12 protein-coding genes (1 of these 12 cut by a window edge) are annotated in these 23591 nt (G+C 71.6%); all 12 read left to right on the top strand.

Features of this window, described 5'->3' with window-relative positions; genetic code table 11:
* Positions 1-173: 173 nt before the first annotated feature.
* Complete coding sequence (locus tag JYJ93_RS31105; protein ID WP_206800547.1) at positions 174-923, top strand: OmpA family protein; 750 nt, start codon at positions 174-176, stop codon at positions 921-923.
* 23 nt (positions 924-946) lie between these two features.
* Complete coding sequence (locus JYJ93_RS31100) at positions 947-1381, top strand: chemotaxis protein CheW (protein ID WP_014395176.1); 435 nt, start codon at positions 947-949, stop codon at positions 1379-1381.
* Between the two features lie 4 nt (positions 1382-1385).
* Complete coding sequence (locus JYJ93_RS31095) at positions 1386-1754, top strand: protein CrdC (protein ID WP_206798185.1); 369 nt, start codon at positions 1386-1388, stop codon at positions 1752-1754.
* A complete protein-coding gene (locus JYJ93_RS31090; RefSeq protein ID WP_206798184.1) occupies positions 1751-3592 on the top strand; it encodes a methyl-accepting chemotaxis protein in 1842 nt (613 codons plus the stop codon). The genes JYJ93_RS31095 and JYJ93_RS31090 overlap by 4 nt, the downstream gene beginning before the upstream one ends.
* Before the next feature lies 1 nt (position 3593).
* On the top strand, positions 3594-5408 hold the full coding sequence (locus tag JYJ93_RS31085; protein WP_206798183.1) for a HAMP domain-containing methyl-accepting chemotaxis protein: 1815 nt from the start codon (positions 3594-3596) through the stop codon (positions 5406-5408).
* Positions 5405-8350, top strand: a complete 2946-nt coding sequence (locus tag JYJ93_RS31080; RefSeq protein ID WP_206798182.1) for a response regulator — start codon at positions 5405-5407, stop codon at positions 8348-8350. Before JYJ93_RS31085 ends, JYJ93_RS31080 begins: the two co-directional genes overlap by 4 nt.
* Positions 8351-8430: 80 nt before the next feature.
* Entirely contained in the window at positions 8431-9489 is a 1059-nt protein-coding gene (gene cheB / locus JYJ93_RS31075) for a chemotaxis-specific protein-glutamate methyltransferase CheB (RefSeq protein WP_206798181.1), read from the top strand.
* A 6-nt stretch (positions 9490-9495) separates the two neighbouring features.
* On the top strand, positions 9496-10758 hold the full coding sequence (locus JYJ93_RS31070) for a CheR family methyltransferase (protein WP_206798180.1): 1263 nt from the start codon (positions 9496-9498) through the stop codon (positions 10756-10758).
* A 75-nt stretch (positions 10759-10833) separates the two neighbouring features.
* Positions 10834-11703, top strand: a complete 870-nt coding sequence (locus JYJ93_RS31065; RefSeq protein WP_206798179.1) for a tetratricopeptide repeat protein — start codon at positions 10834-10836, stop codon at positions 11701-11703.
* Positions 11703-11837, top strand: coding sequence for a hypothetical protein (locus JYJ93_RS40700; RefSeq protein WP_269013112.1), 135 nt, complete (start codon positions 11703-11705; stop codon positions 11835-11837). The genes JYJ93_RS31065 and JYJ93_RS40700 overlap by 1 nt, the downstream gene beginning before the upstream one ends.
* 66 nt (positions 11838-11903) lie before the next feature.
* Positions 11904-12821 (top strand): 5'-nucleotidase, encoded by a 918-nt coding sequence (locus tag JYJ93_RS31060; RefSeq protein ID WP_206798178.1) that lies wholly within the window; start codon positions 11904-11906, stop codon positions 12819-12821.
* Between the two features lie 317 nt (positions 12822-13138).
* A protein-coding gene (locus tag JYJ93_RS31055) for a non-ribosomal peptide synthetase (protein WP_206798177.1) crosses the window boundary here: on the top strand, positions 13139-23591 show its 5' end (the start). Its footprint extends 18767 nt past the window's final position; the window shows 10453 of its 29220 coding nt (coding positions 1-10453); it begins with the start codon at positions 13139-13141; its stop codon lies off the right edge, out of view.

Below are 23591 nucleotides of genomic sequence, written 5' to 3'. Positions count from 1 at the left end.
CAAACCGTTCACACTCTCACGGAAATAATCGGGGCATCAAGGGTCTCGTGCGGCCCGGAGGGACGGGGAAAAGACAAATCTTTTGACTCTCCCCGGTGGGTCCGACTACACGCGACAAGCCCGGCCCACCCTCTGTGGGCCTCTCTTTTCCCGTGGTTGCTGTCGGAGGAATGATGCGTCGGATTTCGCTTTGGGCCGGGTTGGCCCTCGCCGTGGCCGTGCTGACCGGGTGCCCGCCCACCTACCCCAAGTGCAACAACGACGAGCAGTGCCAGGAGAAGGGCGAGGTCTGCGTCCAGGGCCAGTGCCAGGAGTGCGCGACGGACGCGAACTGCCGTGAGGGCTTCACGTGCCAGGCGAACAAGTGCGCGCCCAAGCCTCCGGAGTGCACCACGGACACGGCCTGTGGCACCGGCCGCATCTGCGAGGCCGGCAAGTGCGCCGAGGCCCAGTGCAAGGACGACTCCGCGTGCAACGGTGGCAAGTGCCAGGCCGGCCGCTGCCAGGCCCCCAAGGACACCTGCTCCGCCAGCACCGACTGCGGTGAGGGCCAGGAGTGCCAGTCCGGCAAGTGCGTGACGGCGGACGCCAGCTCCAAGTGCGACTACTCGCCGGTGCCCTTCGGCTTCAACGAGTCCACCCTGGACTCCGGCGCGCAGTCGCGCCTGGGCGAGCTGGCGGCCTGCATCAAGGCCAGCCAGGGCAAGATCACCCTGGGCGGCCACGCGGACGAGCGCGGCACGGAGGAGTACAACCTCCAGCTGTCCAACCGCCGCGCCGCGGCCGTGAAGCGCTACCTGGTCGACCTGGGCGTGCCGTCCAACCGGCTGTCCACGGTGGGCTATGGTGAGACCCGCCCGGTGTCCAACGCGGCCACCGAGGAAGGCTGGGCGGAGAACCGCCGCGTGGAGTTCCAGCGCTAGTTCTGGGGTAGGCTCTGGGGCGCATGGCCGCCCTAGAGTCGGAAACACGCCAGTCCTACCTGGTCTTCGCGTGTGGAAGCAGTTGGTACGCGGTGCCCGCGGAAGCCGCGGCGGAGGTCGTCACCTTCCCCGAGCTGACGCGGGTACCGGGTTCCCCGCCCCACCTGCTGGGCGTGTTCGCGCACCGGGGGGAAGTCATCCCCGTCGTGGACATGAGCCTGCTGGTGGGCGGGGTTTCCGCCGGGTCCCGTCGCGCCGTCCTGGTGCGCCTGGCCCGGGGAACGCTGGCCCTCACGGCCAGCAGCGTCGCCGGTGTGTCCGCGCTGATGGGACCGCTGGAGCCCCTGGGCCCCTCGGGTGTGCACGTCCACCTGCGCGGCCCCGTGAAGAGCGGCTCGCGCGACGTGGCCGTCATCGACCCGGAAGGCCTCTTCGACCACCTCAGCCAGGGCGGCTAGCCCCATGCTTCCCGCGGGCCGGGTCGAGGGGACGCTCCTGTGCCACGTGGGGCCGCACCGCATCGCCTTCGAGGCGGGCGAGGTGGCCTCCATCGCCGCGCCGGACGCGGGCACCGTGTCCGCCCACCGGGCCTTCCTGGGGGCCGGGGGCGCCCAGCGCGTGCTGGTGACGGCCACCGGGGACACGGTGGGGGTGGACGGGCTGGAGATCGACTCGGAGGTGCTGTCCGTGCTGCCGCCCTCGCCGGTGGTGGCGGGGGCCTCCGGAGGCAGCCTGCGCGGCTTCGTGCTCACGCGCGGCGTGCTCTGGCCGCTGCTCAGCCTGGATGCCTTCCAGCGCTACCTGCGCGGGCTGGACGGGGAGGGCGGATGATCGCCCCGCGGGAGCTCCGCGCCCTGGGGCGCTGGACGACGCGGCCCCGCATCCCGGGCAGCTGCCTGGGCGTGGGCATCGCGTTCCTCCACATCCACCTGTCGCACACGCTGCCGGAGGCCGGGCGCACGCCGCTGACGTGGCTGATGTTCTGCGCGCTCGTGCTGTTCATCAGCGTGGGCTACGCGCGCGACACCCGGGCCCTGCGCACGCTCTTCGCGCTGGGCGAGGGGCGGCTGCCCGCCACGTCGGAGCACCTGCTGGTGGCGGTCCAGGAGGTGGCGGCCATCCCCGGCCGCAGCTTCTGGTTCGTGATGCAGGGCTGGCTGGGCGGCACGCTGACGGTGGCCCTGGCCTTCCCGACCCTGGCGGACGTGCCGTGGACGGAAGGGGTGCGGGTGATGGTGCTGGGGATGTCCATTGGCCCCCTGAGCGCCATGCTCACCTACCTGATGGTGGTGCGCCGCGCGCGGGCCACGCTGGACCGGCTGGTGTCGCTGGGGCCGGCGCCGCTGGAGGTGCTGGCCGCGCTGCCGCCCCGGCGCATGCACATCCGCCGCCGGCTGGTGGTCTTCACCGCCATCGCGGTGCTGAGCCCGTCGCTCTTCATCCTGGACGTGGCCTTCACGCGCACGGTGACGGTGGTGGATGCGTTGACGCAGGCCACCACGCCGGAGGCGCGCAAGGAGGTGATGGCGCGGGTGCGCGACGGAGACGGGCCGCCCCTGGGGCTCATCGCGGGGCTCGTCACGCTGCTGATTCTGGGCACCGCGGCGCTCGCGGGCACGGCGCTGTCGGAGCCCCTGCGCGCCATCACCGAGGACGCGACGCGCATCGCGCGCGGGGAGGTGCGGCCCCCGCGCGTCATCCACGCGGAGGACGAGGTGTGGGCCACCTCCGCGGCCTTCACCCAGATGCAGGTGCAGCTGGTGCAGGCCCTGTCGCAGCTCAAGCGGGCGGGCATCCAGATCTCCTCCACCACCGAGCAGCTGGTGGCCACCAGCACGGAGCAGGAGGTGGGCGCGGACGAGCAGGCCGGAGCGCTCAACGCCACCAGCGCCACCACGGAGGAGCTGGCCCGGTCCGCGCAGCAGATCGCCGACAACGCGGAGTCCGTGTCCGCCATCGCGGAGACGACCTTCGGCGCGGCGCAGTCCGGCCAGCGCGGCGCCACCGCCTTCCTGGGCGCCATGCAGCGCATGAAGGAGGACAACGAGGCCATCGCGGAGGCGGTGGTGCGCCTCAACAAGCGCGTGCAGCAGATTGGCAAGGTGGTGGAGTTCATCAACGAGATCGCCGACAAGTCGGACCTGCTGGCGCTCAACGCGGAGCTGGAGGGCACGAAGGCGGGCGAGGTGGGGCGGGGCTTCTCGCTGGTGGCGGCGGAGATGCGAAGGCTGGCGGAGAACGTCATCCGCTCCACGAAGGAGATTGAAGGCCTCATCGGGGAGATCCGCGACGCGACCAACGGCGCGGTGATGGCCACGGAGGCGGGCCTGAAGACGACGGAGCTGGGCACGCTGCTGGCGGCGCAGGTGGACGACAGCCTGAGCCTCATCCTGGAGCTGGCGCGGCAGACGTCGCACGCGGTGCGCAGCATCTCGCTGGCGACGCTGCAGCAGCAGACGGGCACGGATCAGCTCGCGGCGGCCATGGGGGACATCCTGCGCGTCACCGAGCAGAACGCCGCGGCCACCAAGCAGATGGTGGCGGCCAACGCGGACCTGTCCGCGCTGGCGGCGGACCTGCAGCACGTGGTGCAGCGCTTCCATGTCGAGCCGGCTGGCGGCGAGTCGGCTGGAGCTTCTGGCACGCCTGGCGCGACGGGAGGCGTGTGACATGGACCACTCCTCACGCTCGGACTCCCGGCGGGCCGCCTTCAGCCAGCAGCTGATGTTCCCCGTGCCGCTGGCGAACCTGGTGGGCTCCACGCTGGGGCTGCACTTCGCGTCGCTCGTGGTGGGCGATGAGCTGCCCCGGAAGGAGCTGGGAACGCTCGTCGCCCTGGTGGTGGGCGTGAGCGCGCTGCACATGCTGCTGGGGGTGGGTGTGTCCCTGCGCCGCTTCCCCCGGCTGCGGGCCCTGGAGCGCGGAGCGCTGCCGCCCACGCTGGAGCACCTGTCGAAGGCGGTGGGGGAGGTTTCGCGCGCGCCGGGCGAGGCGTTCTTCCGCTCGCTGGGGTTGTGGGCGCTGACCACGGGTGTGGTGGCGATGGCGCTCGGGTCGGCCATGCACCTGCCGTGGAAGGTCACCCTGCGCGTCGCGGGGCTGGGGGCGCTGTTCGGCCCGCTCACGTCGCTGCTCGTGTACGGGCTCGTCACGTTGAGGGCGCGGCGCGGCGTGCTGTGGGTGGCGGAGCAGGGGCTGACGCACGCGCAGGTCATCGCCGCGCTGCCCCGGCGCTCGCGCATCGGCGCGCGGCTGGTGGCCTTCACCGCCATCTGCGTGGTGACGCCCGCGGTGATGTGCGCGCAGGTCGTCACGGCGCTGACGGAGCGGCTCTTCCACCGGCTGGTGGAGGCGGACAGCCCGGTCGCGCAGGGCTTGCTGGTGGACGCGTTCACGTCCAGCGCGCTCTTGTGCGCGGTGGTGTTCGGCCTGGCGCTGGCCACGGCGTACCTGGGCGGCACGCTGCTGGGGCGGCCCATGCGGGAGTTGTCCGGGGAGGCGCGCCGCATCGCGGCGGGGGACCTGGCCAGCCCCCGGCTGGTGCCCGCGGAGGACGAGGTGTGGGCGGTGTCCGCGGCCTTCACCACGATGCGCACGCACCTGGCGGACGTGCTCGCGGAGCTGCAGCGCGCGGGCTCGCAGATTTCGGCCACCACGGAGGAGATCTTGAGCACCTCCGGGCGCTACGAGGCGGGCGCCGCGGAGCAGGCCAGCAGCCTGGACGAGACGAGCGCCACCACGGAGGAGCTGGCGCGCTCGGCGAAGCAGATCGCCGAGAACGCGAGTTCGGTGGCGGAGATCGCCCAGCGCACGCTGGCGGCGGCGCAAGGGGGGCAGCGCAGCGCGGAGTCCTTCCTGGGGGCCATGTCGCGCATGCGCCAGGACAACCAGGCCATCGGCTCGGCGGTGGGGCGGCTGGACAAGCGCGTGCAGCAGATCGGGAAGATCGTCGAGTTCATCAACGGCGTCGCGGACAAGTCGGACCTGCTGGCGCTCAACGCGGAGCTGGAGGGCACGAAGGCGGGCGAGGTGGGGCGGGGCTTCTCGCTGGTGGCGGCGGAGATGCGAAGGCTCGCGGAGAACGTGCTGGAGTCCACGAAGGAGATTGAGGGGCTGATTGAAGAGGTGCGCGAGGCCTCCGCCGCCGCGGTGACGGTGACGGGCGGCGGCGTGCGCGCGGTGGAGACGGGGACGGGGCTGGCGGAGCAGGTGTCCGAGTCGCTTCGCCAGATTGTCGACCTGGCGGGGCGGACGTCGGACGCGGTGCGGATCATCTCCCGGTCCACGCAGCAGCAGCAGGCGGGCACGGATCAGCTCGCGGAGACGATGGCGGACATCCTGCGCATCACCCAGCAGAGCCTCAACGCGACGAAGCAGGTGGGCGCGGCGAACGGGGACCTGTTGGGGCTGGCGCAGGACCTGCGCGGCGTGGTGGAGCGCTTCCAGATCCACCAGGCGACCCTGCGCAAGGGGGGCGGCGGGTGAACCCCAGCGAACGGCTGCTCAAGCAGTTCCGAGACCTTGTCACGGTCCGTCTGGAGCGCATCAACCGCTCCCTGATGGAGCTGGAGTCCGGGGGCAACCTGGAGGCCGGGCAGCGGGTGCTGCGCGAGCTGCACGGGCTCAAGGGCGAGGCCCGGATGATGGGCTTCAGCGAAATCAACACGCTCGCGCACGAGATGGAGGAGCTGGTCCGGTGCGCGGAGCCGCAGCGCTACCGGCTGTCGTCGGAGTCCACCGACGCGCTGCTCGCCACGGCGGACACGGTGCTCGCGCTGTCGGGCGCGCTCCAGGCGGGAGAGCCGCTCCTGGCGGTGGAGACGCTGGTGGCGACGCTGCAGCAGCGGGTCATCGCGGAGTCCGCGCGTCCGGTGGAGGGCGGCCGGGCCGCGAAGTCAGAGGGCGCGTCGCACCTCATCGTGTCGGACCGCCGGGAGCCCTCCGCGGCCGTGGTGGTCCCCGCGCACTGGGGAGCGCCCGCGTCACGCCCGGACGCGCCGGCGGGAGGCGCATCGCCGGGGACCGCCGCGTCACAGTTCCTCACGACAGCCCTCCGGGCAGAGCCGTCCGGGAGTCCGGCGGGAGCGCAGGGGGAGTCGCCTGCCTCGGGAGGAGCACCGAACTCGCACGGTCTCCATCCGGGAGGCTCGGGCCATTCGCACCTCATGGCCCCGGTGACGGGAAGCCCGGGCGGCGCGCACCTCGTGGCTCCGGTAACGGGAAGCCCGGGCGGCGCACACCTTGCAGCCCCGGTGACGGGAAGCCTGGGCGGCGCGCACCTCGTGGCCCCGGTGACGGGAAGCCCGGGAGGCTCGCAGCTCATGGCGCCGGTGACGGGAAGCCTGGGGGGCGCGCACCTCGTGGCCCCGGTGACGGGAAGCCCGGGAGGCTCGCAGCTCATGGCGCCGGTGACGGGAAGCCTGGGGGGCGCGCACCTCGTGGCTCCGGTAACGGGAAGCCTGGGCGGTGCACACCTCGTGGCCCCGGTGACGGGAAGCCTGGGCGGCGCGCACCTCGTGGCGCCGGCTCCCGGAAGCGCGGGGGCTCACCTGGGCAGCGCCGCCGGCAGCCCTGGGAACTCTCACTTCGTGGGTCCCACGCCAGGCACGCCCTCGAACGCGTACCCCTCGGCCTCCGCCGCGTCTCCCGGCACGCGGATGGTCGACACCGCCCGCTCGCGCCCGCCTGCCACGACGAAGCATGCGACGGGCAACGTGCGCACCGGCGACGTCCGCATGGACACGGCCGTGCGCATCGGCGTGGCCAGCCTGGACATGCTCACCAGCGCGGTCACCAACCTGGGCCAGGTGGCCCGCCGCCGCGAGCTGGCCACCTCGCGCCGCCTGGAGCTCGTGCGCGAATTGAGCGAGCTGGCCCGCGTCGCGGAGGACCTGGGCCCCGCGGGCGTCGCGCTCGCGGAGCGCCTGGGCCGCGCCAAGGAACTCGCCGCCACGCTGCACCGCGAGGCCAAGCTGCTCGCCAACGCGGAGCTGCGCGACCTGGACCAGGTGTCGGAGGAGATCCAGGGCCTGCGCATGCTGCCCCTCTCCGTCCTCTTCGAACCCTATCCCCGCATGGTCCGCGACCTGGCGCGGGAGCTGGGCAAGGAGGTGGAGCTCGTCGTGGACGGCGAGGACACCCGCGCGGACCGCTCCGTCGTGGAGGCCTTGCGCGAACCGCTCATGCACCTGGTCCGCAACGCGCTGGACCACGGCCTGGAGACCCGCGTGGACCGCGTCGCCTCCGGCAAGCACCCCCGGGGCTGCCTCACCCTGCGCGCCGCCCGCGAGGGCAGCCGCATCATCCTGCGCGTGGAGGACGACGGCGCGGGCATGGACCCGGCGCTCCTGCGCCGCGTGGCCGTGCGCCGGGGCGTGCTGGACGAGCCCGCCGCCAACGCCCTGTCCGACGCCGCCGCGCGCGAGCTCGTCTTCCTGCCCGGCTTCACCTCGCGCGACGTGGTCACCGACCTGTCGGGTCGGGGCGTGGGGCTGGATGCCGTACGTACCTCCCTCCAGGCCCTGGGCGGCGACGTGGGCGTGGAGTCCGCGCCCGGCTGGGGCACCATCTTCACCCTGCGCGTCCCGGTGTCCCTCACCGTGGCGCCCCTGCTCTTCGTCCAGGTCTTCGACGAGACGCTCGCCCTGAGCGCCGTCCACGTCTCCCGCGCCCTCAAGGTGGACGCCTCCGAGGTGGGAGAGGTCGCCGGTCGTCCCACCCTCCGGATGGAGGGCCGCGTGCTGCCCTTCGCCTCGCTGGCGTCGCTCTTGGGGCTCGCCACCGAGCGCCCCGCCCGGGAGGGCGAGCTGGTGCTGGTGGTGAAGGGCCAGGGCATGGAGGCCGCACTGGCGGTGGACAGGGTCCTGGAGGAGCGCGTCCAGGCCATCCTCCCCTTGAAGGGCATCCTCGCGCGCTACACGCACCTCACCGGGGCCACGTCGCTCGCGGACGGGCGGCTGGCCATGGTGCTGTCCGCGGCGGCGCTCGCGGCGGGCGTGCATGGCGTCGCGCCCCTGAAGCTCGCCCGCCCCCCGGTGCGCGCCCCCGCGCCCCGGCGCCGCCGCATCCTGGTGGTGGACGACTCGCCCCTCACCCGGGAGCTGGTGGCCAACCTGCTGGAGGCGGTGGGGTACGACACCCTCCGGGCGGCGGATGGCCCCTCGGCGCTGGAGCAGCTGGAGCAGGAGGGCCCCCCGGTGGAGCTGGTCGTCACCGACCTGGAGATGCCGGAGATGGACGGCGTGGAGCTCACCCGGTGCCTGAAGTCGGACCCGGCCCGGCGCGGGCTGCCCGTCGTCATCCTCACCACCCGGGGAGGGGAGTCGGACCGGGCGCGTGGGTTGGCGGCCGGGGCGGACGGCTACATCACCAAGGGCGACCTCGTCCGCCAGGACCTGGTGGACGTCGTGGGGCGGCTCCTGGCCTGAAGTCTCCCAGGACTCGAGAGGACTCCCGGGGCCCATCGCATTGCTATACTCCCGCGGCGCGTACGGGGTATTGAACGGACATGGGCAAGAAAGTGACGGTGCTGGTGGTGGATGACTCGGTCATCTGCCGTCAGCTCATCAGCGCGGCGTTGAGCGACGACCCGGACATCCAGGTCGTCGGCACCGCCGCGAACGGCCAGGAGGCCGTTGCCCTCACCAAGGAGCTGCGCCCCCACGTCATCACCATGGACGTGGACATGCCCGTGATGGACGGGCTCACGGCCGTGGAGCACATCATGGCCGAGTGCCCCACGCCCATCCTGGTGCTGACGGGCGACCCGCGCTCGCAGGCCCCCGCGCTGACGTACCGCGCACTGGAGCTGGGCGCGCTGGCGCTTCAAATCAAGCCCGCCATCGACGCGGGGCCGGAGGCGTGGAACCTCACCAAGGAGGTGAAGCTCATCTCCTCCGTGCGCGTCATCCGCCACGTGCGCGGTCAGAAGCGCGGCCCGCCGGGGACGCCGCACACGCCCACCCCGGTGCTGCCCGCGGCCTCCATGGGCATCGTCGCGGTGGCCGCCAGCACGGGCGGCCCGCAGGTGCTCTACCGGATGCTGTCGGAGCTGCCGGCGGACTTCCCGGCGCCCATCGTCATCGTCCAGCACATCAACGCCGCCTTCTCGGAGTCGCTGGCCAGCTGGCTCGCCAACGCGAGCAAGCTGAAGGTCCGCCTGGCGGTGGACGGGGACACACTTCAGCCCGGGCTGGTGCTGGTGGCGCCGCCGGATCAGCACATGGTGGTGCCCGTGCGAGGCCGCGTGGCGCTCAAGCCCGGCGTGGAGCGCGACGGGCACATGCCCAGCGGCACCGTGCTGCTGGAGAGCGTGGCCAAGGTCTACGCCCGGAGAGCGGTGGGCGTGGTGCTCACCGGCATGGGCGCGGACGGGGCGGACGGGCTCCTGGCCATCAAGCAGGGCGGTGGGCTGGCGCTGGCGCAGAACGAGGAGTCCTGCGTGGTGTTCGGCATGCCGGGCGCGGCGGTGGAGCGCAAGGCGGTGGACCACCTCATCCACGGCGATGACGTCGCGGCCACCCTGGCGCGCCTGGCGCGCGGAGAGTCGCTGGCCGCGAGCCGCTGACCTCGCATGACGTCCTCCTCCGAGCGCTGGGCTCCCGTCCACGCCTGGCTTCAGGCGCACACGGGCATGGCGCTGAGCGGGGCCCAGCAGCGGCGGTTGGACGCGCGGCTGGACGCGCTGGGACACGGCCAGAGCGCGACGAGGTTGGTGGCGCACCTGCGCACCCCGGCGGGCGCGGCGGACCTGGCGCGGCTGGTGGACGCGGTGGCGGTGCACACGTCGGAGGTGTTCCGGGACGAGGTGCAGCTGTCCGCCTTCCGCGAGCACGTGCTGTCGCCCCGGGTGCAGCGCTCCAGGTCGCCGCTGCGCGTGTGGAGCGCGGGCTGCGCGGCGGGCGAGGAGGTCGCCACGCTGCTCCTCCTGATGGCGCAGGAGGGCGCGGATCCCTCGAGCCGCGTGCTGGGCACGGACATCTCCGAGCAGGTGCTCACCCGGGCGCGCGAGCTGAGCTTCCTGACGGATGCGCTCCGGCGCGTGCCGGACGCCGCGCGCTCGCGCTACTTCGAGCCGAAGGGCCGGCGCCACGCGCTGGTGGAGTCGCTGCGCGCGCAGGCCGAGTTCCGGCGCCACAACCTGATGGAGGCCCCCTATCCGGAGGCCCCCGGGGGCAGCGGCTTCGACATCATCTTCTGCCGCAACGTCCTCATCTACTTCACCCCGGAGGCCTTCCAGCGCACGGTGCGCAACCTGGGGGAGCGGCTCGCGCCCGGCGGGGTGCTGGTGCTGTCCGCCGCGGAGCCCCTGCTCCAGGTGCCCCCGGAGCTGCGGCTGTTGCCCAGCGAGCACGCGTTCTTCTACGTGCGCGAGGACGCCGCGCCCGTGGAGCCCGCCCGCCCGAAGCGGGACTCCGGCCGGTTCCCGGGCATCGCCACCGGAGCCTCCGGACCCGCCGCGCCCAAGCCGGAAACACCCGCGGCCCCGGCTCCGGTTCCGCCCCCGGCTCCAGACGAAGCCGCGATGGCCCAGGCGGACTGGCTCTTCTCGTGCGTGCTGGACGGGGCCTCCACGGGCGTCCCGGACGAGAAGTCCGAGCGCGACCTGCGCCGGTGCCTGGACCTGGATCCGGACCACGTCGCCGCCCGCTACCTGCTGGGGCTCCTCTTGGAGCAGTGTGGCCAGCCCGGCGCGGCCCTGGAGGCCTACCGCCGGGCCCTGCGGGCGGTGGAGTCCGGGCGGGCGCGGCCAGTGCCCTTCTTCCTCAACCTGCCCCGGCTCCGGGTGGCCTGCGCCCGGGCCGTGGAGCGGCTGGAGGCGGAAGGGGCGCGCTGAAGGGCAGGGGGGCGGCCGGGCGTGATGCAAACAGAAGCGGCGCGCGGGGCACTTTGGACCTAGGATGTCCGGCCCATGCGCAGGCTCGTGCTCTTCGCCCTGTTGACCGCCGTCGTTCCCGGCTGTTTCTACCCCGCCGACCGTGGCCGTGCCCTGGAAGCCAAGGTGGACCGGCTGGGCGCGGACAACGCGAAGATGGCCGCGGAGCTGAAGGAGGCGCGCGACCAGCTCGCCGTCACCCAGCCGAAGCTCGATGAGAAGATCGCCCAGGTGACGCAGGCCCTGCAGAGCCTGGACACCGCCGCGCGCCGCAAGGACGCGGACATCGGCGTGCAGTTCCAGAAGACGGTGGAGGACCTGGCGCAGCTGCGCGGCCAGGTGGAGACCTACCTCTACAAGATTGGTGAGCTGGAGGCCGCGCTCGGCAAGAGCACGGAGGAGACCAACCAGCGGCTCCTGGCGCTCCAGGGCACGGAGGCGGTGAAGGAGGCCGAGGCGAAGAAGAAGGCCGAGGAGCTCCAGCGCCCCACGGACAAGAAGGAGTTCCTCGGGCTCGCGCAGGAGAAGGCCAAGGCCGGCGACGCGCTGCTCGCGCGCCAGCTCTACAACGAGTTCGTGAAGAAGTGGCCCAAGGACGCGCTCGTGGGCGAGGCCCACTTCGGCCTGGGCGAGACGTACTTCACCGAGTCCAAGTGCCGCGAGGCCCTCTTCGAGTACGGCAAGGTGGTGCAGGACTTCGCGAAGACGCCGTCCGCGCCGGACGCGTACCTGCGCTCCTCCGACTGCTTCCAGAAGCTGAAGATGAAGGAGGAGTCGAAGCTGGCGCTGGAGGAGCTGGTGAAGGGCTACCCCAAGTCGGACGCGGCCAAGACGGCGAAGACGAAGCTGGCGGAGCTGGACAAGAAGGCCGCGCCGGCCCCCGCGCCGAAGAAGGCGAAGAAGTGATGCGCCCCCGCGCCTCCCGGCTCGCCGCCCTGGCGCTCCTGTTGCTCCTGCCGCTGGTGGCCGGGGCCGCGCCGAAGAAGCTGGTGCTGCTCTTCACCGGAGACAACGGGGGCGAAGTCGCCCCCTGTGGTTGACGCCACAACCCGTCTGGCGGTCTGGCCAGACGAAAGACGGTCCTGAACGAGGAGCGCGCGAAGGGCGTGCCAGTGCTCGCGCTGGACGCGGGCAACGCGCTCTTCAAGACCCTGGCGGAGGGCCCGGAGGCGAAGCCTCGCGCGGAGCTCGTGCTGGAGCAGCTGGACGCGCAGGGCTACGCGGCCATGGCCGTGGGCCAGCGCGACCTCGTGCTGGGCGTGGACCTCCTCAAGAAGAAGACGAAGGGCGCGAAGCTGAAGCTCGTGTCCGCGAACCTCGTGGACGCGAAGGGGCAGCCGCTCTTCCCCGCGTCGGTGGTGACGACGGTGGGCGGGCTGAAGGTGGGCATCCTCGGCGTGTCCCCGGAGTCGTCGGACGGCGCGGCCTTGCTGCCCGCGGGCGTGCGAGGCCTGCCGGTGGGGCCGGCGGTGGCCTCCGAGGTGAAGCGCCTGCGCCAGAAGGAGCAGGTGTCGCTGGTGGTGCTGCTGGCGGCGGTGCCCTACGTGGAGGCCGTGAAGCTGGCCCAGGGCGCCGAGGGCGTGGACTTCGTGGTGCAGTCGCACGACGGACGGGGCGTGGGCATGGCGCAGCGCCAGGGGGTGTCCACGTTGGTGCCGCCGGGTGAGCGGGGCCGCCAGGTCGCCAGGCTGGAGCTGTCCGTGGAGGGCTCGGGGCCCTTCACGGACCTGTCCGAGGCGAACCGCGCCCGGGAGAGCCAGCGCATGGTGGAGGCGAACATCGTGCGCGTGCAAGAGCGCCTGAAGACGGAGAAGAACGAGGACACGCGCCGCTCGCTTCAGGAGACGCTGACCTCCTTCGAGGCGCGGCGCGACGCCCTGGCCCGTACGGCGGCGGCGCAGGGCCCGGCGACGGGGCGCACCTACCAGCTGACGTATCTGCAACTGGGCGCGGACGTGGCGTCGGATGCCGCCGTGCAAAAGCAGGTGGAGCGCGTGGAGCCGCCCGGCTCCGCGGGTCACTGAGCTTTCGCGAGCGTGGCCAACCCCGTCCATCCTGGGACGGGGCTGAAACACCTGTTTCATTCCCTGTCGCGGGATGTGTCACGCCCGTTCCAGCCCTGCTGGAGAGCAGGCGGGCGCGGGGGCATGGAACGCATGGCAGGTCGCTCTTCGACCGAATAATGTGATCAACAGGTTTCCTGGCCTCCCCCACGCCACTCGCACGACGAGTGGCGGGCCGCGCGTGATCGACATCGACCGGCACTGACCCTTGGGCACTGCGTCCGGCTTTCCGGGCGTCCCTCAGGGCCGCGCCGTGTCCGGAGTTCGGAGTCAATTCGATGAGCAGCAGCGGTGATTTGTCGAAGCGGATCGCGAACCTGTCTCCGGAGAAGCGCGCGGAGCTGCTGAAGAAGATGGCCGCGCAGAAGAACGCGGCGGGGTCTCCGGCGCGGGCGGCCTTCCCGCCGAGGGACCGGACGAAGCCCGCGGAGCTGTCCTTCGCGCAGCAGCGGCTGTGGTTCATGGACCAGCTGGCGCCGGGCAGCCCGCTCTACAACGTGCCCGTGGCGGTGCGGCTGGAGGGCGCGCTGGACGTGCCCGTGCTGGAGCGCTCGCTGCGCGAGGTGGTGCGGCGCCACGAATCGCTGCGCACGACCTTCCAGGGTACGGAGAGCGGTCCGGTGCAGCACTTCGCGGACGCGGCCGCGCTGGAGCTGGAGCGCACGGACGTGAGCGCGCTCGCGCCGGACGCGCGGGAGGCCGAGGCCTGGCGCCGGGTGCGGGAAGGGGCGCTGCGTCCCTTCGACCTCGCCACGGGCCCGCTGATGCGCGCGCTGCTGGTGAAGCTGGGGGACGCGGACCACCTGCTGCTGGTGGTGATGCACCACATCGTGTCGGACGGGTGGTCGCTGGGCGTGCTCGTGCGCGAGGTGGCGGTGCTCTACGCCACGTTCCTGCAGGGACAGCCGTCGCCGCTGTCGGAGCTGGCGGTGCAGTACGCGGACTACGCGGCCTGGCAGCGGGAGACGTTGCAGGGCGCGGCGCTGGAGCGGCAGCTGTCGTACTGGCGCGAGCAGTTGTCGGGCGCGCCGCCCGCGCTGGAGCTGACGACGGACAAGCCCCGGCCCGCGGCGCGCGGCTTCCGGGGCGCGCGCACGCCCATCCAGTGGCCGCGCGAGCTGACGGACGCGTTGCGGTCGCTGGCGCAGCGCGAGGGCGCGACGCTGTTCATGGTGCTGATGGCCGGGTGGCAGTCGCTCCTGTCGCGCTACTCCGGGCAGGACGACGTGAGCGTGGGCTCCCCCATGGCGGGCCGGACCCGCTCGGAGCTCGAAGGCCTCATCGGCATGTTCGTCAACACGCTGGTGCTGCGCGCGCGCTTCACGCCGGAGCTGTCGTTCCAGGGGCTGGTGCGCCAGCTGCGCGAGACAATGGTGGGCGCGACGGACCACCAGGACGTGCCGTTCGAGAAGCTGGTGGAGGCGCTGCAGCCGGAGCGCGACTCGGGGCGCACGCCGTTCTTCCAGGCGATGTTCGCGCTGCAGAACGCGCCGCGCGGACCCGTGGCCGTGCAGGGCCTGAAGCTGAACGCGATGGAGGTGGACACGCGGACGGCCAAGTTCGACCTGCTCCTCCAGCTCACGGAGGCGGATGGAAGCCTGAGCGGCTACGTGGAGTACGACACCGACCTCTTCCACGCCGCCACCGTCGCGCGGATGGTAGAGCACCTGCGCGGGCTGCTGGAGTCCGCGGTGGCCCACCCGGCGCTGCCCGTGGCGCGGCTGCCCATGGTGAAGGCCGCCGAGCGCCGCGTGCTGGCCGAGGATTGGAATCGGACCCAGGCGGCATACCCGCGGGAGCGGCCGGTGCACGCGCTCTTCGCGGAGCAGGCGCGCAAGGCGCCGGACCGGGTGGCGGTGGTGCAGGGCGTGGATGGCCGGACGCTGACGTACGGCGAGCTGGACGCGAAGGCGAACCAGCTGGCGCACCACCTGCGCGGGCTGGGTGTGAAGCGTGGCACGCGGGTGGGCGTGTACGTGGATCGCTCGTGGGAGATGGTGGTCGGGCTGCTCGGCATCCTGAAGGCCGGCGGCGCGTACGTGCCGGTGGACCGCAACTATCCGGCGGAGCGCATCGCGCTGCTGCTGGAGGACGCAGGCGTCGAGGTGACGCTGACGCAGCGGTCGCTGGTGGAGAAGCTGCCCGCCGGAGCGGGCACGCCGCTCTGCGTGGACACGGCGTGGGAAGCCATCCGCCGCGAACCGGAGACGGCACCGGATGTGGAGGTGGGCGGCGAGGACCTCGCGTACATCATCTTCACGTCGGGCAGCACCGGGCGCCCGAAGGGCGTGTGCGTTCCCCACCGGGGCATCACGCGCCTGGTGGTGGGCAACGACTTCATGCGCTTCGACGCGGACGCGGTCTGGTCGCAGACGGGGCCGGTCGCCTTCGACGCCTCGACGTTGGAGCTGTGGGGCGCGCTGCTGCATGGCGCGAAGCTGGTGCTGGCGCCGCCGCACGCGCTGACGCTGGAGGAGCTGGGCGCGCTGGTGAGGCAGGAGCGCGTCACCGTCCTGTGGCTGACGACGGCGCTGTACGAGCAGATGGCGCTCCACCAGGCGGAGGCCCTGGCGGGTGTGTCCCAGGTGCTGACGGGCGGCGACGTGATGCCGCTCCCTCGCGCTCGGGAGCACCTGGCTCGGCTGACCGAGGGCGCGGTGCTGGTGAATGCGTATGGCCCCACGGAGAACACCACGTTCTCCACCACGTACACGATGACGTCACGGGCGGTGCTCGATGGGGCGGTGTCCATCGGCAAGCCGATTGGAAACTCGACGGCGTACGTGCTGGATACGCATGGCGATGTGGCCGGCGTGGGCGTGCCTGGAGAGCTGTTCGTGGGCGGCGAAGGCCTGGCGTGGGGCTACCTCAACCGTGCGGACCTGACGGCCGAACGCTTCGTGCCCCATCCGTTCAGCCCGGAGCCCGGAGCGCGGCTGTACCGTACGGGTGACAAGGCCCGGTGGCGGGAGGACGGGACGCTGGAGTTCCTGGGGCGCACCGACTTCCAGGTGAAGGTGCGTGGCTTCCGCATCGAGCTGGGCGAAATCGAAGCAGCGCTCCTCCAGCACCCGGACGTGGCGGAGGCCACGGTGGTGGCGCGGGGGCAGGGCGCGGACAAGCAGCTGGTGGGGTACGCGGTCGCGAAGCCGGAGCGGACGCTCGACGCGGCGGAACTCAAGGCGCACCTGCGGCAGCGGCTGCCGGAGTACATGGTGCCCACGGCCCTGATGTCGCTGGACGCGCTGCCCCTCAGCGCCAACGGCAAGGTGGACCGCAAGGCGCTGCCGGAGCCGGAGGCCCCGCGCTCGGAGAAGGTCTTCGAGCCGCCCCGCACGGAGACCGAGGCGAAGCTCGCGGCCATCTGGGCGCAGGTGCTGCGCGTGCCCCAGGTGGGCGTGACGGACAACTTCTTCGAGCTGGGAGGCCACTCGCTGCTGGCGACGCAGGTGGCCTCGCGGATCCGCGCCGGGTTCGGCGTGGAGCTGCCGCTGCGCGAGCTGTTCGAGTCCGCCACCCTGGAGGCCCTGGCGCTCCGGCTGGAGCGAGCCACCCGCTCCGTCGCCCCGCCGCTGGCGCGGGTGTCGCGAGAGCAGCCCCTGCCGCTGTCGTTCGCGCAGCAGCGCCTGTGGTTCATCGACCAACTGGAGCCGGGCAGCCCGGTCTACAACGTCCCGCTGGCGGTCCGTCTGGAGGGCGCGCTGGACGTCGCGGTGCTCCAGCGCGCGCTGGATGCGCTGGTGGGGCGTCACGAAGCGCTCCGGACGACCTTCACGTCGCATGAGGGCACGCCGGTGCAGGTGGTGCATCCGCCCTCGGCGATGCCGCTGGAGGTGGAGGACCTGCGCGGCGTCGAAGCGGGCGGGCGGGAAGAAGAGGCCCGCCGCCGGGTGATGGCGCAGGGGCTGCGGTCCTTCGACCTGTCGCGAGGGCCGCTGGTCCGAGCCCAACTGGTGCGGCTGGAGGAGCATGACCACCTGCTCGCGCTCACGATGCACCACGCCATCTCGGATGGCTGGTCGTTGGGCGTGCTCGTGCGGGAGATCGGCGCGCTGTACGCGGCGTTCGTGCAGGGCCAGACCTCCTCGCTGCCGGAGCTGCCGCTCCAATACGCGGACTACGCGGCCTGGCAGCGCGGCTGGTTGCAGGGGGACGCGCTGGAGCGCGAGGTGGCCTTCTGGAAGGGCCGGCTCGCGGGAGCGCCCGCCGCCCTGGAGTTGCCCACGGACCGTCCGCGTCCGGCGGTGCGGGGCAACGCGGGCACGATGCACTTCTTCCAGTGGTCCCCCGACATGACGCAGCGCCTGCGGGCGCTGGCGCAGCGCGAGGGCGCATCGCTGTACATGGTGCTGCTGGCGGGCTGGCAGGTGCTGCTGTCGCGCTACTCGGGACAGAGGGACATCAGCGTGGGTTCGCCCATCGCGGGCCGGACGCGGGCGGAGCTGGAAGGGCTCATCGGCTTCTTCGTCAACACGCTGGTGCTGCGTGCGCGGGTGGACGGGGAGACGTCCTTCCGTGAGCTGCTCAAGCAGGTGCGGGGCACGGTGCTGGAGGCCTACGAACACCAGGACGTGCCGTTCGAGAAGCTGGTGGAGGCGCTCCATCCCGAGCGCAGCCTGAGCCACACGCCGTTGTTCCAGACGCTGCTGGCGCTCCAGAACGTGCCGCAGGGTGACCTGGGGCTGCCGGGCATGGCGCTCAAGCCGGTGATGATGGAGAGCCGCACGTCGAAGTTCGACCTGAGCGTCTTCTTCGTGGAGGAGGGCGAAGGGCTGCGGGGCTCGGTCGAATACAGCACCGAGCTGTACGACGCCGCGACGGTGCGCCGGATGGTGGAGCACCTGCGGGTCCTGCTGGATGCGGCGCTGTCGCGTCCGGAGGCCGCCGTGTCCCGGTTGCCGATGGTGGACGCGGAGGAGCGGCGGTGGATCCTCGACGGTGGCAACCGCATGGTGGCGGAGGCCGTGGGCACCACGCCGGTGCACGCGCTGTTCTCCGAACAGGCCCGGAAGACGCCGGACGTGGTGGCGCTGAAGGCGCATGACGGGCGAACGTGGACGTACGGCGAGCTGGACGCGAAGGCGAACCAGTTGTCGCATCACCTGCGGAGCCAGGGAGTGAAGCGCGGCACGCGAGTGGGCGTGTACGTGGAGCGCTCGTTGGAGATGGTGGCGGGGCTGCTGGCCATCCTGAAGGCGGGAGGCGCGTACGTGCCGGTGGACCGCAACTACCCGGCGGAGCGCATCGCGCTGTTGCTGGGGGATGCGGGCGTGGGCGTGACGCTGACGCAGCGGTCGCTGGTGGAGAAGCTGCCGGCGAGCGCGGGCACGCCGCTGCTGCTGGACACGGTGTGGGCTGATGCGGCCCGGCATCCGGAGACGGCGCCGCGAGTGGAGGTGACGGGCGAAGACCTGGCGTACGTGATGTTCACGTCGGGGAGCACGGGCCGCCCGAAGGGCGTGAGCGTGCCGCACCGGGGCATCTCGCGGTTGGTGCTGGGCAACGACTTCCTGCGCTTCGGGCCGGAGGAGGTCTGGCTGCAACTGGCGCCGGTGGCCTTCGACGCCTCGACGCTGGAGCTGTGGGGCGCGCTGCTGCACGGGGCGAAGCTGGTGCTCGCACCGCCGCACGCCTTGGCGCTGGAGGAGCTAGGCGCGCTGCTGCGAAAGGAGCGCATCAGCACGCTGTGGCTGACGGCGGCGCTGTACGAGCAGATGGCCCTTCATCAAGTGGACGCGCTGGCGGAGGTGACGCGGGTACTGGCAGGTGGCGATGTGCTGCCGGTGCAGCGCGTACGCGAACACCTGAAGCGCTTGCCGCAAGGCGCGGTGCTGGTGAACGGCTACGGCCCCACGGAGAACACCACGTTCTCCACGACGCATGCGCTGACGCGTGACACCTCGCTCACCTCGTCGGTCCCCATCGGCAAGCCGATTGGGAACTCGACGGCGTACGTGTTGGACGCGCACGGAGATGTGGCCGGCGTGGGCGTGCCCGGAGAGTTGTTCGTGGGTGGCGAAGGCCTGGCGTGGGGTTACCTCAACCGTGCGGACCTGACGGCGGAGCGCTTCGTGCCGAACGTCTTCAGCACGGAGCCCGGCGCGCGGCTGTACCGCACGGGAGACAAGGCGCGCTGGAAGGAAGACGGGACGCTGGAGTTCCTGGGGCGCACCGACTTCCAGGTGAAGGTGCGCGGTTTCCGCATCGAATTGGGCGAAGTGGAAGCGGCCCTCCTCCAGCATCCGCACGTGGCGGAGGCCACGGCGGTGGTGCGCGACGTCGGCGGGGACAAGCGGCTCGTCGCGTGGCTCGTGGCGAAGCCGGGGCAGAACATCGACCCGAAGGCAGTGGAAGCGGAACTGCGGCAGCGGTTGCCGGAGTACATGGTGCCATCGGCCATGGGCGTGCTGGAAGCGCTGCCGCTCACGGCCAACGGCAAGGTGGACCGCAAGGCGCTCATGGCGCTGGAGGCGCGCGAGGCGGGCACCCCCTTCGAGGCGCCGCGCACGGAGGTGGAGAAGAAGCTGGCGGCCATCTGGGCGGAGGTCCTGCGGGTGCCCTGGGTGGGGGTGAGGGACAACTTCTTCTCGCTCGGTGGCCACTCGCTGCTGGCGACGCAGGTGGTGTCACGGATCCGCTCGGAGTTCGGAGTGGAGATCTCGTTGCGAGTCCTCTTCGAGGCACCCGTGCTCGAAGTCCTGGCCGAGCGGCTGGGAACAGCCGCGAGTCACCAGTCCGAGGCGCTGAAGTCCGCCGCGAGTGATGAAGCGCCGCCCCTGTCGTTCGCGCAACAGCGCCTGTGGTTCATCGACCAGATGGAGCCGGGGAGCGCGATCTACAACGTGCCCGTCGCGGTCCGGCTGCGGGGCACCTTGAAGCGGGGAGCGCTCGTGCGAGCCCTGGACGAAATCGTCCGGCGGCACGAATCCCTCCGCACGACGTTCGAGCTGCACGAGGGACAGCCCGTCCAGCGCATCCACCCCCACGCGCGTCTGCCGGTGGTCGACGTCGACCTGGAGGAAATCGACAGCGAGCAGCGGGAGGCGGAGGTCCGGCGCCGGCTCGGGGTGGAGCTGGCGGAGGCTTTCGACCTGAGCAAGGGGCCGCTCATCCGGGCGAGCCTGCTGAAGCTGGGAGCCACGGAGCACGTGCTGCTCATCACGATGCACCACATCGTGTCGGATGGCTGGTCGCTGGGTGTGCTGATTCGTGAAGTGGGAGCGTTGTACGCGGCCTTCACGGAAGGCCGTCCGTCGCCGCTGCCGGAGCTGATGTTGCAGTACGCGGGCTATGCGGCGTGGCAGCGCGGCTGGTTGCAGGGGGAGACGCTCCAGAAGGAAGTGGACTTCTGGAGGGGGAAGCTCGCCGGGGCGCCACCGGTGCTGGAGCTGCCAACGGACCGTCCGCGTCCCGCGATGCGAGGCAACGCGGGAGCCGTTCACGGCTTCATGCTGCCGTCGTCGTTGGAGCAGGGGCTGAAGGCGCTGGCGCAGCGTGAAGGCGCGTCGTTGTACATGGTGCTGCTGGCGGGCTGGCAGGTGCTGCTGTCGCGCTACTCGGGGCAGACGGACATCAGCGTGGGCTCGCCCATCGCGGGCCGCACGCGCGCGGAGGTGGAAGGCCTCATCGGCTTCTTCGTCAACACGCTGGTGCTGCGCGCCCAGGTGGACGCAGAGAAGTCCTTCCGTGAGTTGCTGACGCAGGTGAAGGGCACGGTGCTGGAGGCGTACGAGCACCAGGACGTGCCGTTCGAAAAGCTGGTGGAGGCGCTCCAGCCGGAGCGCAGCCTGAGTCACACGCCGCTGTTCCAGTCACTGCTGGCGTTGCAGAACATGCCAGAGGGCGAGGCGAGGCTGCCCGGGCTGACGATGAAGCCCCTGGAGCTGGAGATCCGCACGTCGAAGTTCGACGTGAGCGTCTTCTTCACGGAGACGCCGCAGGGGCTGAGCGGAGCGGTGGAGTACAGCACCGACCTGTTCGAAGCGGCGACGGTGCGCCGGATGGTGGAGCACCTGCGGGTGTTGTTGGAAGGCATGGTGGCGAAGCCGGACGCCGCGGTGGGCCGGCTGCCCATGCTGACAGAGGCGGAGCGCCACCAGGTGCGGGTGTCGTGGAACCCAACGGCCACGCTGTCGCCTCGTGACATGTCGGTGCATGCCCGCTTCGAGACGCAGGCGAAGCGGACGCCGGACGCGGTAGCGCTGAAGGCGCATGATGGGCGGACGTGGACGTACGGCGAGCTGGACGCGAAGGCGAACCAGTTGTCGCATCACCTGCGGAGCCAGGGAGTGAAGCGCGGCACGCGAGTGGGCGTGTACGTGGAGCGCTCGCTGGAGATGGTGGCGGGGCTGCTGGCCATCCTGAAGGCGGGAGGCGCGTACGTGCCGGTGGACCGCAACTACCCGGCGGAGCGCATCGCGCTGTTGCTGGGAGATGCGGGCGTGGGCGTGACGCTGACGCAGCGGTCGCTGGTGGAGAAGCTGCCGGCGAGCGCGGGCACGCCGCTGCTGCTGGACACTGCATGGAGCGAGATCGCACACCAGCCGACGTCGGCGCCGCAGGGGGACGTGGGCGCCGAAGACCTGGCGTACGTGATGTTCACGTCGGGAAGCACGGGCCGCCCGAAGGGCGTGAGCGTCCCGCACCGGGGCATCACGCGGCTGGTGCTGGGCAACGAGTTCCTGCACTTCGGGACTGAGGAGGTCTGGCTGCAACTGGCGCCGGTGGCCTTCGACGCTTCGACGCTGGAACTCTGGGGCGCGCTGCTTCACGGGGCGAAGCTGGTGCTGGCGCCACCACACGCGTTGACGCTGGAGGAGCTGGGCGCGTTGGTGAAGCAGGAGCGCATCAGCACGTTGTGGCTGACGGCGGCGCTGTACGAGCAGATGGCCCTGCACCAGGTCGACGCGCTGGCTGAGGTGTCGCAGGTGTTGGCGGGTGGCGATGTGCTGCCAGCGCAGCGCGTACGCGAACACCTGAAGCGCCTGCCGCAAGGCGCGGTGCTGGTGAACGGCTACGGCCCGACAGAGAACACCACGTTCTCCACGACGCATGCGCTGACGCGTGACACCTCGCTCACCTCGTCGGTCCCCATCGGCAAGCCGATTGGAAATTCGACGGCGTACGTGCTGGACGCGCACGGCGACCTGGCGGGTGTGGGTGTGCCCGGAGAGCTGTTCGTGGGCGGAGAGGGCCTCGCCTGGGGCTACCTCAACCGTGCGGACCTGACGGCAGAGCGCTTCGTGCCCAACGCCTTCAGCACGGAGCCCGGCGCGCGGCTCTATCGCACGGGAGACAAGGCGCGCTGGAAGGAAGACGGGACGCTGGAGTTCCTGGGGCGCACCGACTTCCAGGTGAAGGTGCGCGGTTTCCGAATCGAATTGGGCGAAGTGGAAGCGGCCCTCCTCCAGCATCCGGACGTGGGGGAAGCCGTGGCGGTGGTGCGCGACGTCGGCGGGGACAAGCGGCTCGTCGCGTGGCTCGTGGCGAAGCCGGGGCAGAACATCGACCCGAAGGCAGTGGAAGCGGAACTGCGGCAGCGGTTGCCGGAGTACATGGTGCCATCGGCCATGGGCGTGCTGGACGTGCTGCCGCTCACGGCCAACGGCAAGGTGGACCGCAAGGCGCTGCCTGAAATTGAAGCGATCCGTTCGGAGCGCGAGTACGAAGCGCCTCGCACGGAGTCGGAGCAGAAGCTGGCGGCCATCTGGGCGGAGGTTCTGCGAGTCCCCAGGGTGGGGGTGGGGGACAACTTCTTCGCGTTGGGCGGGCACTCGCTGCTGGCGACCCAGGTGGTGTCGAGGATCCGGAAGGAGTTGGGCGCCGAGCTGCCACTGCGGACGTTGTTCGAGGCTCCGACGCTCGAAGCCCTTGCCCGGCGGCTGGAGACGGCCGCGCATCCGCCGCCCGTGGCGCTGGAGCCGACCGCGAGCGGCGGGCCGGCGCCCCTGTCGTTCGCGCAGCAGCGCCTGTGGTTCATTGATCAGCTGGAGCCGGGCACGGCGCTCTACAACGTGCCCGTCGCGGTGCGCCTGGAAGGCGAGCTGGACGTGGGAGCCCTGGACTGGGCCCTGCGTGAAATCGTCCGGCGGCACGAATCCCTCCGCACGACGTTCGAGCTGCACGAGGGGCAGCCCGTCCAGCGCATCCAGGCCGAAGCGCGCCTCCCCATGGTGCGGATCGACCTGGAGGGAATCGACAGCGAGCAGCGGGAGGCGGAGATCCGGCGCCGGCTTGGGGTGGAGCTGGCGGAGCCCTTCGACCTGAGCAAGGGGCCGCTCATCCGGGCGAGCCTGCTGAAGCTGGGAGCCACGGAGCACGTGCTGCTCATCACGATGCACCACATCGTGTCGGATGGCTGGTCGCTGGGCGTGCTGATTCGTGAAGTGGGAGCGTTGTACGCGGCCTTCACGGAAGGCCGTCCGTCGCCGCTGCCGGAGCTGACGTTGCAGTACGCGGGCTACGCGGCGTGGCAGCGCGGCTGGTTGCAGGGGGAGACGCTCCAGAAGGAAGTGGACTTCTGGAGGAGGAAGCTCGCCGGGGCGCCGCCGGTGCTGGAGCTGCCGACGGACCGTCCGCGTCCCGCGGTGCGAGGCAACGCGGGAGCCGTTCACGGCTTCGTGCTGCCGTCGTCGTTGGAGCAGGGGCTGAAAGCGCTGGCGCAGCGTGAAGGCGCGTCGTTGTACATGGTGCTGCTGGCGGGCTGGCAGGTGCTGCTGTCGCGCTACTCGG

It is taken from the genome of Corallococcus sp. NCSPR001, from assembly GCF_017309135.1.
Lineage (GTDB): Bacteria > Myxococcota > Myxococcia > Myxococcales > Myxococcaceae > Corallococcus.
The sequence above is the reverse complement of the archived record's forward strand: the minus strand, read 5'-3'. Positions and strand labels throughout refer to the sequence as shown.

Coding starts and splice junctions, on each gene's coding strand:
- JYJ93_RS31105 (WP_206800547.1), top strand. CDS start 174: ATGCGTCGGATTTCGCTTTGGGCCGGGTTGGCCCTCGCCGTGGCCGTG.
- JYJ93_RS31100 (WP_014395176.1), top strand. CDS start 947: ATGGCCGCCCTAGAGTCGGAAACACGCCAGTCCTACCTGGTCTTCGCG.
- JYJ93_RS31095 (WP_206798185.1), top strand. CDS start 1,386: ATGCTTCCCGCGGGCCGGGTCGAGGGGACGCTCCTGTGCCACGTGGGG.
- JYJ93_RS31090 (WP_206798184.1), top strand. CDS start 1,751: ATGATCGCCCCGCGGGAGCTCCGCGCCCTGGGGCGCTGGACGACGCGG.
- JYJ93_RS31085 (WP_206798183.1), top strand. CDS start 3,594: ATGGACCACTCCTCACGCTCGGACTCCCGGCGGGCCGCCTTCAGCCAG.
- cheB (WP_206798181.1), top strand. CDS start 8,431: ATGGGCAAGAAAGTGACGGTGCTGGTGGTGGATGACTCGGTCATCTGC.
- JYJ93_RS31070 (WP_206798180.1), top strand. CDS start 9,496: ATGACGTCCTCCTCCGAGCGCTGGGCTCCCGTCCACGCCTGGCTTCAG.
- JYJ93_RS31065 (WP_206798179.1), top strand. CDS start 10,834: ATGCGCAGGCTCGTGCTCTTCGCCCTGTTGACCGCCGTCGTTCCCGGC.
- JYJ93_RS40700 (WP_269013112.1), top strand. CDS start 11,703: ATGCGCCCCCGCGCCTCCCGGCTCGCCGCCCTGGCGCTCCTGTTGCTC.